At 69.7% G+C, this 11581-nt stretch carries 12 protein-coding genes and 1 tRNA gene; 11 read left to right on the top strand and 2 right to left on the bottom strand.

Going from position 1 to position 11581, the window contains the following annotated elements:
• The first annotated feature begins 47 nt into the window (after positions 1 to 47).
• Entirely contained in the window at positions 48 to 1013 is a 966-nt protein-coding gene (locus ACIRQ7_RS28205) for a D-2-hydroxyacid dehydrogenase (protein WP_401469783.1), read from the top strand.
• Between the two features lie 89 nt (positions 1014 to 1102).
• Complete coding sequence (locus ACIRQ7_RS28200; RefSeq protein WP_404265456.1) at positions 1103 to 2530, top strand: amidase; 1428 nt, start codon at positions 1103 to 1105, stop codon at positions 2528 to 2530.
• On the opposite strand, the gene ACIRQ7_RS28195 is transcribed toward ACIRQ7_RS28200, so the two are convergent.
• Complete coding sequence (locus ACIRQ7_RS28195) at positions 2517 to 3017, bottom strand: DUF3830 family protein (RefSeq protein ID WP_401469778.1); 501 nt, start codon at positions 3015 to 3017, stop codon at positions 2517 to 2519. The genes ACIRQ7_RS28200 and ACIRQ7_RS28195 overlap by 14 nt on opposite strands.
• A 233-nt stretch (positions 3018 to 3250) precedes the next feature.
• On the opposite strand from ACIRQ7_RS28195, the gene ehuB reads away from it, so the two are divergent.
• The 9 genes from ehuB to ACIRQ7_RS28150 all read left to right on the top strand — a co-directional run bounded on the left by ehuB (position 3251) and on the right by ACIRQ7_RS28150 (position 9771).
• Positions 3251 to 4189, top strand: coding sequence for an ectoine/hydroxyectoine ABC transporter substrate-binding protein EhuB (ehuB, locus tag ACIRQ7_RS28190; RefSeq protein ID WP_404265455.1), 939 nt, complete (start codon positions 3251 to 3253; stop codon positions 4187 to 4189).
• Positions 4186 to 4920 carry an ectoine/hydroxyectoine ABC transporter permease subunit EhuC gene (ehuC, locus tag ACIRQ7_RS28185; RefSeq protein ID WP_401469773.1) on the top strand — a complete coding sequence of 245 codons (735 nt, stop codon included), beginning with the start codon at positions 4186 to 4188 and terminating at the stop codon, positions 4918 to 4920. Before ehuB ends, ehuC begins: the two co-directional genes overlap by 4 nt.
• A gap of 32 nt (positions 4921 to 4952) precedes the next feature.
• Positions 4953 to 5570, top strand: coding sequence for an ectoine/hydroxyectoine ABC transporter permease subunit EhuD (ehuD, locus tag ACIRQ7_RS28180; protein ID WP_401470343.1), 618 nt, complete (start codon positions 4953 to 4955; stop codon positions 5568 to 5570).
• Entirely contained in the window at positions 5560 to 6375 is an 816-nt protein-coding gene (gene ehuA / locus ACIRQ7_RS28175; protein ID WP_404265454.1) for an ectoine/hydroxyectoine ABC transporter ATP-binding protein EhuA, read from the top strand. The genes ehuD and ehuA overlap by 11 nt, the downstream gene beginning before the upstream one ends.
• 489 nt (positions 6376 to 6864) lie before the next feature.
• The gene (locus ACIRQ7_RS28170) at positions 6865 to 7380 is read left to right on the top strand and encodes a winged helix-turn-helix domain-containing protein (protein ID WP_404265452.1); all 516 of its coding nucleotides are present in this window, start codon (positions 6865 to 6867) and stop codon (positions 7378 to 7380) included.
• Between the two features lie 138 nt (positions 7381 to 7518).
• A complete protein-coding gene (locus ACIRQ7_RS28165) occupies positions 7519 to 7935 on the top strand; it encodes a hypothetical protein (protein ID WP_404265451.1) in 417 nt (138 codons plus the stop codon).
• 56 nt (positions 7936 to 7991) lie between these two features.
• A complete protein-coding gene (locus tag ACIRQ7_RS28160) occupies positions 7992 to 8498 on the top strand; it encodes a hypothetical protein (RefSeq protein ID WP_404265449.1) in 507 nt (168 codons plus the stop codon).
• A gap of 370 nt (positions 8499 to 8868) precedes the next feature.
• On the top strand, positions 8869 to 9627 hold the full coding sequence (locus ACIRQ7_RS28155; protein ID WP_403668044.1) for an IclR family transcriptional regulator: 759 nt from the start codon (positions 8869 to 8871) through the stop codon (positions 9625 to 9627).
• A 70-nt stretch (positions 9628 to 9697) separates the two neighbouring features.
• Positions 9698 to 9771: transfer RNA gene (locus ACIRQ7_RS28150), tRNA-Lys, on the top strand.
• A gap of 92 nt (positions 9772 to 9863) precedes the next feature.
• Here ACIRQ7_RS28150 and ACIRQ7_RS28145 read toward each other — a convergent pair.
• On the bottom strand, positions 9864 to 11525 hold the full coding sequence (locus tag ACIRQ7_RS28145) for an AMP-binding protein (protein WP_404265626.1): 1662 nt from the start codon (positions 11523 to 11525) through the stop codon (positions 9864 to 9866).
• Positions 11526 to 11581 lie beyond the last annotated feature (56 nt).

Raw genomic sequence — 11581 nt, 5'->3', positions numbered from 1 at the left:
CCCCCTTCAGTAATAGGGGGCACACGTTTCAGAACGGTTTCTGGCCTATGTCCGAAAGCACGGTCCTTGTCCTCGGTTCCGACCCGCCCCCGAAGCTCGACCGGCTCACCGGCAGAGCTCAGGTGGTCTACGCCGACGACACCACCCTCGCCGACCGACTCCCCACCGCCGACGTGCTGTTGGCCTGGGATTTCACCTCCGATGCGATCCGGGAAGCATGGCCCGGCGACGGCCCCCGGCCCCGCTGGGTACACACCGCGAGCGCCGGCGTCGACCGGCTGCTGTGCCCGGAGCTGATCGCGGACGAGACCCTGGTGACCAACGCGCGGGGCGTTTTCGAGCAGCCGATCGCCGAATATGTCGCCGGCCTGGTGATCGCCATGGCCAAAGATTTTTACGGAAGTTGGGAATTGCAGCGGCAGCGGCGCTGGAAGCACCGCGAGACGATGCGGGTCGCCGGCACCCGCGCCGTCGTGGTGGGCTCCGGCCCCATCGGCCGGGCCATCGGCAACACCCTGCTGGCACTGGGTGTCAAGGTCGATCTGGTCGGCCGCCGGGAGCGCTCACCGGATCCGGAGTTCGGCCTGGTCCACGCGAGTGACGCGCTGAACGGCTTGCTGCCGCATGCCGATTGGGTCGTCTGCGCGGCCCCGCTGACCGAGGCGACCCGCGGCCTGTTCGGCCGGGAGGCCTTCGCCCGCATGCCGTCGCAGGCCCGCTTCATCAACATCGGCCGCGGCCAGCTCGTCGTCGAGGACGAGTTGAGCGACGCGCTGCGCGGGTGGCGGATCGCCGCCGCCGCGCTGGACGTCTTCGAGCAGGAGCCGCTGACCACGGACAGCCCCCTGTGGGACGTACCGCACCTGATCGTGTCGCCGCACATGAGCGGGGACACGCTGGGCTGGCGCGATGCCCTCGCCGAGCAGTTCCTGGACAACTTCGACCAGTGGGCGGCGGGCGAGCCGCTGCACAACCTCGTCGACAAACGGCTCGGCTACGTCCCCGTGCAGTGACCGCCCCGCCCCTCCCCCAGCAGCCCCCGCAGTCCCCGCAGGCATCCCGTCCGCCGTCCCGACCGGGGCGGCCCACGCTCGGAGGACGTATGACGACTGAACCGACCCGGCTCGCCGACCTCACCGCCACCCGCCTCACCGCCGGTTACGCCACCGGCGAGTTCTCCCCCGTCGAGGCCACCCGGGCCGTCCTGGAGGCGGCCGAGGCGGCCCAGGCCCGGACGAACGCGTTCACCCGGATCGATGCGGACGGGGCCCTGGCCGAGGCCAAGGAGTCGGAGGAACGCTGGCGGCGGGGCGAGCCGGCCGGGCCGGTGGACGGGGTGCCGGTCACCGTCAAGGACCTGATCCTCACCCGCGGCGTGCCGACGCTGCGCGGTTCGCGGACGGTGGGGGCCGAGGGCCCCTGGGAGGAGGACGCACCGTCCGTCGCCCGGCTGCGCGAGTCCGGCGCGGTGTTCGTGGGCAAGACGACCACGCCGGAGTTCGGCTGGAAGGGAGTTACGGACAGCCCCCGGCACGGCGTGACGGGCAACCCCTACGACCCGGCCCGCACCGCCGGCGGATCGAGCGGCGGCAGCGCGGCGGCGGTCGCCCTCGGGGCGGGGCCGCTGAGTCTGGGGACGGACGGCGGCGGGTCGGTCCGTATCCCCGCGTCGTTCTGCGGGATCTTCGCCCTCAAGGCGACGTACGGGCAGGTGCCGCACTATCCGGCGAGCCCGTTCGGGACGCTGGCGCACGTCGGGCCGATGACGCGGGACGCGGCGGACGCCGCACTGATGATGGACGTGATCACCGGCGCGGACTGGCGGGACTGGTCGCAGCTGGCGCCGCCCCGCGGTTCCTTCCGGGCGGAGCTGGCCGGACCGGTCGCCGGACTCCGCGTGGCATACAGCCCGTCCCTCGGCTGGGACGTGCCGGTGGCCCCGGACGTCGCCGCGGCGGTACGCCGGGCCGTCGAGCGACTGGCCGGACTGGGCGCGTACGTCGAGGAGATCGACCCGGGGATCGAGGACCCGGTGGAGGCGTTCCACACCCTGTGGTTCAGCGGCGCGGCACGTGTGGTGCAGCCACTGGGCGAGGCACAGCGGGCGCTGCTGGACCCGGGGCTGCGGGAGGTCTGCGAGCAGGGCGCCCGCTACAGCGCGCTGGACTATCTGACGGCGGTGGACACCAGGATGGCGCTGGGCCGGGCGATGGGCCGCTTCCACAGCGCGTACGACCTGCTGGTGACGCCGACCGAGCCGATCACCGCGTTCGAGGCGGGCGCCGAGGTGCCGGCCGGATCGGGCCACACCCGCTGGACGGGCTGGACACCCTTCAGCTATCCCTTCAACCTCACCCAGCAGCCCGCCGCGACCGTGCCCTGCGGGGTGGACGGCGACGGGCTCCCGATCGGGGTGCAGCTGGTGGGGGCGCGGCATGCGGACGCGCTGGTGCTGCGCGCCGCGCACGCCCTCTACACAGCGGGGGCCGCGGCGATCCCCGCGCCCGGTGAGGCGGCTACACCCGCCTGAAGTTGAGCGATTCGCCCAGCGCTCCGGCCCGCCAGAGGTCCTGGCAGGCGTCGGCCATGCGGTCCAGGCCGTCGACGACGGAGCCCCACACGATGCCGGGGACCCAGCCCGCGTCACCGTTGATCAGCAGGTTGTTGCGCTCGTAGAAGAGCGCGAGGTCGACGACGGTGGCGCGGCCCTGGTGGTCGGCCTTGCTCTCGTAGCCGTAGGACGCGGTGCCCAGCTGGGTGTCGGTGAAGGTGAAATAACACAGGTCGCCCGGGATCGGGGTGATCGTCGGGTTCTCCAGCGGGGGCTCTTCCGGGGCGAACGGCGGGATGAGGGCGTAGATCTCGTTGCGGGCGTATTTGGCGTGGTAGACGTCGCCGCCGAGCGGGAGCGCGTCCCATACCGCATTGCAGGTGATCGGCGCGCGGTCGTCGAGCAGCTTGGCCGTGCAGCGCACGCCGCGCTTGTCCAGGGAGACTTCGATGAAGCGGTCAGCCATGTGGCCTCCTACCGTTCCTCAGTGGCCCGATGAGACGGAATTGCACTGCGCCGGATCGTGCCCAACTTGCCGCCGACCACGCCTGTTTACGGCGTTGCGCACGGGAACGATACAGCGCTATTCCCGACTTACGACATATGTTCATGGCGCCGTTGTCAAGGCCCGGAAGTCACTTGCATCAAGGGCTGGAAACGATTGGCATATGTTCGGCCCGGCCGGGTAGTCGCGCGCCCATGCCTCCACCACAGGGGAATACCTCAAATTTCACAGAACCATTGGTCCATGGCATCCGCCGTCGATCGCTGCTCGCGGGGGTAGCGGCGCTCGGCGCGGCGGGTGCCCTGGGAGCGACCTCGGGCTGCTCCCAGGTCGACATCAGCGGAGCGACGGACGGCGGGCACCTCCTCGACGACCTGCGCAGCAAGGGCACCGTCCGGATGGGCATCGCCAGTGAGCCGCCGTACGCCTCCATCAACGACCAGGGCGAACTGACCGGCGAGGCGCCCGCCGTGGCCAAGACGATCTTCCAGCGGCTGGGCGTCAAGGACTTCGAGCCAGTGCCGGTCGAGTTCGGCGCGCTCGTACCGGGCCTGCACTCCTTCCAGTACGACGTGATCGTCGCGGGCATGTTCATCAACAAGGCACGCTGCCAGGCCGTGCTCTTCTCCGACCCGGATTACGAGTCGAAGGACGGCTTCCTGGTGCCCAAGGGCAACCCGAAGAAGATCAACTCCTATGCGGACATCGCCAAGGGCAAGTTCCGCATGGGCACCGGCATCGGCTACGCCGAGATCGAGTACGCGACCGGCAACGGCGTGCCGAAGGGCTCCATCCAGACCTACGGCGACCAGATCGCCGGAATGGAGGCCCTGGAGGCCGGCCGCATCGACTGCTTCGCCGGTACGGCTCTGACGATGATCGAGGCGCTGAAGGCCGGCCAGCACCCGAAGGTGGACATGACCGAGCCCTTCACGCCGAAGGTCGACGGGAAGCCCCAGCGGGACGGCGGCGGCTACGGCTTCCGGATCGGTGAGACCGCGCTCCGCGACGCCTTCAACCGCGAGCTGCACAAGATGAAGAAGAGCGGCGAACTCCTGCGGATCGCCAAGCCTTTCGGCTTCACCGAGGAGTTCATGACCGACCTCACGGCGAAGGAGCTCTGCAAGAAGTGACCGGAGCACTGTGGGAACTCTTCTTCAAGGGGCTGTGGATCACCGTCCAGCTGATGGTCTACAGCGCCGCCCTGGCCGCCGCTGTCGCCTTCGGCATCGGCATGGCCCGCACCTCACGTTTCTGGATCATCCGCTTCCTGTCCGGCGCGTACGTGGAGTTCTTCCGCGGCACCTCGGCGCTGGTGCTGATGTTCTGGCTCTTCTTCGCGCTGCCGCTGCTGGGCTGGCAGCTGGCCGGCATATGGGCGGGCACCCTGGCCCTGGGCCTGTCCTACGGCGCGTACGGCTCGGAGGTCGTCCGCGGCGGTATCCAGGCGGTGGCGCCCGCGCAGCGTGAGGCGGCCATCGCGCTGAGCTTCACGCCCTGGCAGCGGATGCGGAAGGTGATCCTTCCGCAGGCGGTGCCCGAGATGATGCCGCCCTTCAACAACCTGCTGATCGAGCTCCTCAAGGGCACCGCGCTGGCTTCCCTGCTGTCCATCGGCGAGCTCACCTTCCAGGCCAAGCTGGCCCGGCTGTCGACCGGCGAGAGCGCCCAGGTCTACGGCATCATCCTGGTCCTGTACTTCGTCGTCGCGTTCGTCGTGACCCGGATCATGCGGGTGCTGGAGCGCCGCGCCAAGGCCTCCATCGGCCGGGCCGCGCCCACGGGTGACGGCTGGTTCACCCGCAAGCTGCCCGTCGAGAAGCAGGGCCCCGACGCTCTGGCCGACACCGGAGGAAAGTTGTGAACAACTGGTCGTGGGATTACATCGGCGAGATCATGCCGGACCTGCTCAAAGGGCTGTGGATCACCGTCCAGGCGACGATCTACGGCTCGCTGGTCGCCTTCGCGCTCGGACTGGTGTGGGCGCTGGCCCTGCGCTCGCCGACCCGCTGGGTGACCTGGCCGGTCAGCATCGTCGTCGAATTCGTCCGCAACACCCCGCTGCTGGTGCAGCTGTTCTTCCTGTTCTTCGTGCTGCCGAGCTGGGGCCTGACCTTCGCGCCGCTGACCACGGGCGTCATCGGGCTGGGCCTGCACTACTCGACCTACACCGCCGAGGTCTACCGCGCCGGCATCGACGGCGTCCCGCCCGGCCAGTGGGAGGCCGCGACGGCGCTGAGCCTGCCGCGCCGGCGCACCTGGACCGCGGTGATCCTTCCGCAGGCCTTCCGCCGCGTGGTGCCCGCGCTCGGCAACTACGTGATCGCGATGTTCAAGGACACGCCGATGCTGGCCGGTATCACCGTCGCCGACATGCTCTTCCAGGCGAACAGCATCAGCGCCGCCACCTTCGACTACCTGGAGCCGATCACCGTCGTCGGTGTCCTCTTCGTGGTCATCTCCTACCCCACCTCTCTTCTCCTGCGAGTCCTGGAGCGTCGCCTTGTCCGCTGACAGCAGCCCCGCGAAAGAATCGGCCAACCCCACGGTGGACGGCAGCGAGCTGATCCGCTTCGACCACGTCACCAAGCGGTTCGGGTCCAACACGGTCCTGGACTCCCTGGACTTCACCGTCTCGTCCGGCAAGCACGTCACGCTCATCGGCCCGTCCGGATCCGGCAAGACCACGATCCTGCGGCTGCTGATGACGCTGCTCAAGCCCGACGAGGGCACCATCAAGGTCGGCGGTGAGTATCTGACGCACGAGGAGAAGGGCGGCAAGCTCGTACCGGCCGGGGAGAAGCACACCCGCGAGGTCCGCAAGAACATCGGCATGGTGTTCCAGCAGTTCAACCTCTTCCCCAACATGAAGGTGCTGCGGAACATCACCGAGGCCCCGGTGCATGTCCTCGGACTGGACAAGGACGCCGCCGAGGAGCGCGCCCGCGGGCTGCTGGACCTGGTGGGGCTGACCGAGCACATCGACAAGTACCCCACGCAGCTCTCCGGCGGCCAGCAGCAGCGGGTCGCGATCGCGCGGGCGCTGGCGATGCGTCCGCAGGTGCTGCTGCTGGACGAGGTGACGTCCGCGCTCGACCCGGAGCTGGTGGCCGGGGTGCTGGACGTGCTGCGGGACATCGCGCACACCACGGACATCACGATGCTGTGCGTCACCCACGAGATGAATTTCGCCCGGGACATCTCCGATGATGTCCTGATGTTTGACGCCGGGCGGGTCATCGAATCCGGTTCCCCGGAGAAGATCTTCACCGAGCCGGAGCACGACCGCACCCGGGAATTCCTGAGCGCGGTGCTCTGAGTACCGGACCGCCCGGCGCCGGCCGGCATTGAACTGCCGGCCGGCGCCCGCTGCGCCACCCTGGGTGGTGTGCCCCGTTCCCCGGGGCACACCACCTTTCGCTTTCCGCATACCCTTTTCCACAAACCGACAAATTGCCGGACACCTTCCGGAATATCGTCCGCATGCCTCCACTGTTCCTCAACCCGATGACCTGTGGCTGAAACAGGGCTACCCTCTACGCACGGCCTGCGCGGCACTTCTGACACCACCTCATGACCAGGGTGGAACAAGGGAGTTGAACCGGTACAGGCGTTTCACCTCGGGCAACTCGCCCCGGGTGTCTGTCCGCAGGTCATCAACGGGGTCCCTTTGCACGGGAAGGACAGATGGGAAACGTGAACGTCTCGTTTTTCGCCACGGGAGCGGTCGGCCGACCGAGAAGCACAGCCGGCGGCGCCGGCCCGCAGCGGCGCACCCGCCCTCACGGCGATGCCGTGCGGGGCTGATGTGGACCGGCACATCCAAGAGCCGCCGCACCGGCACCAGGACGCGTACGCCGTCGTCGTCGCGGACAGCGTCGACGACATCGGGCAGCTGAACGAACTGCTGGACAGCAACCTGCCGGTCCTGCTCGTCCGGGACCTCCGCCAGGCCAGCCGGCTGATGGACGGCGAGGAGACCGGGGCAAAGGCGCCGCGGCCGGCGCCCCTCCAGGTCAGCCATCTGGAGATCCGGCCGGATGAGCAGCGGGCGCTGTGGCACGGCGCCCCGCTGGAGCTGACCGCGCAGGAGATCGGGCTGCTGGGGTGCCTCGCCCGGCACGGCGGCAGCGTGGCCTCCTTCCAGGAACTCGTCCAGGACGTCTGGGGAGCGTCCTGCGGAGTGGACACGACGGTGATTCACAGCGCGGTACGGCGGTTGCGCCGGAAGCTGGAAGGGGCCGGCGTCGACGTCGGAATCGAGTCGGTCCGCGGATACGGCCTGCGGATCACCGCCCAGGAACTCCAGCCGTCAGTGAACTGACATCAACCTGACATTGGCGGCCCCGCCGGATTCCTCAAGACTATGAGGCGAATCACAGCGGGGCCGCCTTTCCGGGCGCAGGGAAATCCTTTATCCGGACGGCGTCTTCGACCCTGACGAATTCCGAAGGGACGCACCATGCGCATACCCAAGGCATCCCGCGCACTCCTCGTGAGCGCCGCCGCCGTGAGCATTCTCGGCACCACAGGAATGGCGTCCAACGCCGCGGTGGCCGCCGACCACGGCTCCGTGCTGAAGAAGAAGACCTGCAAGGTCTCCGCTTACACCGATCGCGTCGACCGTCGGACCGACAAGTTCGGCAACGGCGCCATCAAGTGCAACTACAAGCCCGCTTACACCAAGATCGTCGTCACCCTTTACAAGGGCAAGAAGAAGATGGCGAAGGCCACCTGCGCCAACCACAAGAAGGCTTGTTACGTCGCCACCAAGGCGGTCAAGGACGACATGCCCGTCCAGACCTGGCGCACCAAGGTGACCGGCGCCTGGGGCTCCGGAAAGCACAAGAGCGTCTGGAGCAAGGCCCTGCACGGCTGATCCCCGCCGACCTCCCCGGCTCTTTCCCACCCCTGACCAGTAAAGGCAGAGTGCGTATGCGTACGTCGATCGCGCGCGGGGCGGTGGCCGCTCTCGCCGCCACGACCCTGATGGGCTCCTTCGCCGGATCCGCCTCGGCGGAATCCGGCCGCAGCACGAAAACCGCACACACCCAGGCCGCCGACAGCCACCAGGCCGTGCACCTGAAGAAGAAGGTGTACAGCCAGAAGGCCCGCTCCAGCTCGAAGGCGCCGAAGTTCGACGCCAAGTGCAACTCCATCAACAACGGCCGTAAGACTGCGGGGATGGCCTGCTTCAGGAAGAAGGGCGACCGGGTCTGGATCCGGGACACCGCCCGTGACGGTATGCGTATCGAGGTACGCGGCACGGTCAACTCCAATGGCCAGCCCGGATACCGCTGCTACGGCAATTACAAGGGCGGCTGGAAGGTCTGCAACTTCGACCGCCAGATGGCCGAGGGGCATGTCTTCCTCTGGTACGTCAGCAAGTGGAAGGGCAGCAAGATCAAGGGCACCAGCGACGAAAAGATGCTGCAGACGTGACGATGCGCTGACCGCGCCCTGATGACGGCCTGACGGCCTCCTGGCGGCGTCAGGCCCGCGGAACCGGCCACGGCGATGGCCGGTTCCGCGCTCATGGGGGACACCTGTCCGGCGGGCGCCCGGGGCGCACCGGGCGGCGCACGGGCACGCGCACGGCTCAGCGCCCTGCCCCGTGACCTTGGCATATGCCCAGGACGCGAGCTCCGGCCCGGAAACCCGGGATGCACCTCTTTTCGGTCAAGACCCCCTCCGCTGAGGCCCGTTGACCGCTATCGTGGGACGAGCCCCGTTGTCCGGGAGCGGTCGCGGTCGACCGTGACCACCAACGAAGGTCACGACGCAAGCGGTAACAACCTGCTAGGGGGACACCGTGGCGCTGAAGCCCGAGCCGACCGCGCCGTTCCATTCGGTGCAGTACGCCCTTCGCGTGCTCGAAACGATCTCCAGGCACGCCGACGGCGTGACCGATGAGCAGATCGCACGCGAAGCCGGCCTGCCCACGGCCCATCTCGCCCACCTGCTGTCGATGCTCCGCCGCGAGGGCTATGTGGAACAGCTCTCCGACGGCGCGTACGCCGTCGGCGATTCGCTGATGCTGCTGGGCTCCGGCGGCGACCGCGATCAGGCACTGCGGGACAAGCTGCAGCTCACCCTCGACGATCTGCGGGACTCGGTCGGCGCGGCGGTCTACATCAGCCGGTACATCGACGGCGAGGTCAAGATCCTCCACTACGCCGACGGGCCGCTGGCCCCCAAGGTCAACGAGTGGGCCGAATTCCGCCGTACGGCACACGCCAGCGCCGTCGGCAAATGCCTGCTCGCGCAGCTGGACCACGACGGCCGCATGGACCACCTCTCCCGGCACAAGACCGCCCGGCTCACCTCCAAGACGATCACCAACGAGAAGGTGCTGTTCCACAAGCTCGACAGCCAGCCGCCGACGGTCCCCGTGCTCGACCTCCAGGAGTACGCCGTCGGCACGGTCTGCGCGGCCGTACCGATCACGGCCGGTTCGACGGTCGGCTGCCTCGCCCTGTCGATGCCGCTGGAGCACGCCCACCGCCTGCGGCAGGCCGCCGACGCCCTCAACCGCAGCGCCGCACCCGTGCTGCTGTCCCTGGCGATCTGATCCTTCCGGCCCCGGCCGGACGTGGTCTCCAGCACCCCTGCGGAGCAGGTAGTATTTATGTCGTCAGCGCGCGCCGCTAGCTCAGTTGGTTAGAGCAGCTGACTCTTAATCAGCGGGTCCGGGGTTCGAGTCCCTGGCGGCGCACGTATGAAGTGGGCGTTCTCGGTTCTCCGGGGACGCCCGCTTTCGTTATCCGCTGCCTTTCCGGTGTGAGGGCCACCACAGCGCCCTGGGGATCAGCGGTCCAGCAGATGCGCGCGGTCGTGCTCGCCGTACCGGGCGAGAAGGGCGGCGCGGTCCTCCTCGGTGAAGAGGCGATACGGACCGGACACCTCCGCCGAGGGCAGCCCCGCCCCGCCGGGCTCGCGCGGCGGCGCCCACCAGACGGGCCCCGGGCAGCGAAAGCCCTCCCGCCGCAGGGCCACCCGGTGCACCTTGTTCGTGGCGGTGACCGGCAGCGCGGGCACCGTGCGCACGAAGCGGGGCGCCATCTTCGTACCGAGGTCGGGCTGGGCGGCGAGGAAGACCGCGAAGTCGTCCGGGTCGAACGGCACGCCGTCGCGCATCGCCAGGGCCGCCATGACCTGGTCGCCGGCGACCGGGTCCGGGACGGCGTAGACGGCGGCGCCGGTGGCCGGGGCGTAGCGGGCGAGGATGTTCTCGATCATCGCGGCGGCCAGGTTCTCGCTGTCCACCCGCAACCGGTCGTCGGTGCGGCCGGCGAAGTGGAAGAAGCCGTCGGCGTCCCGGAAGAAGAGGTCCCCGGTCCAGTACCAGCCCGCGCCGACCTGTCCCGATGCCCGGCCCCGGGTGCGGGCGGCGGTGGCTTCCGGGTTGCGCCAGTAGCCCTCGAAGGAGCTGCGGCCGCGGTTGACCAGCTCCCCGATGGCCTGCTCCCCGTTCAGCAGCCGGCCGGACGCGTCGAGGCGGGCGGGAGGCAGCTCCGTACCGGTCTCCGGGTCGACGACGGCGAGGTCGTCGCCGGGGGCCGGGCGGCCGATGGCGCCGGGCGGGGTGTCCGGCGTGCGCTGGAGTGCGGCGCCGCCCTCGGAGGAGCCGTACCCCTCGACGAGGCGGACGCCGAAGCGGTCGGCGAAACGGGCGGCGTCGACGGTGCCCGCCTCGGTGCCGAAGCCGGTGCGCAGCCGATGGTCGCGGTCGTCGGGGGCGGGCGGGGTGGCGAGCAGATAGTGCACGGCGCGGCCGACGTAGGTGAAGTAGGTGGCGCCGTACCGGCGGACGTCCGGCAGGAAGGCGGAGGCGGAGAAGCGGCGGCGCAGCGCCACCGCCGCGCCGCCGGCGAGCGCCGGCGCCCAGCCGGCGATCACGGCGTTCCCGTGGAACATCGGCATGCAGAGGTAGTGGACGTCGTCCCGGCGGACGTCGAAGTGGCGGACCAGTGAGTGGCCGGCGGCGGCGAGCCGGCCCTGGGTGCAGAGGGCGGCCTTGGGGGTGCCGGTGGAGCCGGAGGTGAAGTAGAGCAGCAGGTGGGAGTCCGGGGTGGGGCGGGCCGTGAGCGCGTCGGGCCGGGCGTCCGCGTACGGCGTGAGCAGGCCGGGGTGGCCCGGGTCGTCGACGACGAGGATGCGCTCGGGCGGGACGGAGAGCTCCAGGCCGGCCAGCAGCGGCAGATGAGCGGTTTCGGTGATCAGCACCGCGCAGTCGGTGTGGGCGATGTCCCGGGCGAGTTCGGGGCCGCGGCGGGTGGGGTTGATACCGGCCACGGCCGCGCCGGCGAGCGCCGCGGCGCTGATCCACAGCGGGTAGTCGGGGATGTTGTCGAGCAGGATCCCGAGGTGCGGTTCGGCGCCGCGCGGCAGCAGCTCCGCGAGCAGGGCCGCACGGGCCGCCGCCCCGGCGGCCAGCTCATGGTGGGTGAGGGTGCGCTCCCCCCACATCGCGCCGGGCCGGTGGTCGCCCCATTGCGCCGCGACGAGCTCCGCGACGGTGGCCC

The sequence above is a fragment of the Streptomyces sp. NPDC101393 genome (assembly GCF_044767385.1).
Lineage (GTDB): Bacteria > Actinomycetota > Actinomycetes > Streptomycetales > Streptomycetaceae > Streptomyces.
This window is presented reverse-complemented; position numbering and strand designations above follow the sequence as displayed.

Bases quoted from the DNA above. Each gene is read 5' to 3' on its own strand.
- ACIRQ7_RS28160 (WP_404265449.1), top strand. From the start codon at position 7,992: ATGCGTACGTCGATCGCGCGCGGGGCGGTGGCCGCTCTCGCCGCCACG.
- ehuB (WP_404265455.1), top strand. From the start codon at position 3,251: ATGCCTCCACCACAGGGGAATACCTCAAATTTCACAGAACCATTGGTC.
- ACIRQ7_RS28205 (WP_401469783.1), top strand. From the start codon at position 48: ATGTCCGAAAGCACGGTCCTTGTCCTCGGTTCCGACCCGCCCCCGAAG.
- ACIRQ7_RS28165 (WP_404265451.1), top strand. From the start codon at position 7,519: ATGCGCATACCCAAGGCATCCCGCGCACTCCTCGTGAGCGCCGCCGCC.
- ehuD (WP_401470343.1), top strand. From the start codon at position 4,953: ATGCCGGACCTGCTCAAAGGGCTGTGGATCACCGTCCAGGCGACGATC.
- ACIRQ7_RS28145 (WP_404265626.1), bottom strand. From the start codon at position 11,525: ATGTGGGGGGAGCGCACCCTCACCCACCATGAGCTGGCCGCCGGGGCG.
- ACIRQ7_RS28195 (WP_401469778.1), bottom strand. From the start codon at position 3,017: ATGGCTGACCGCTTCATCGAAGTCTCCCTGGACAAGCGCGGCGTGCGC.
- ACIRQ7_RS28200 (WP_404265456.1), top strand. From the start codon at position 1,103: ATGACGACTGAACCGACCCGGCTCGCCGACCTCACCGCCACCCGCCTC.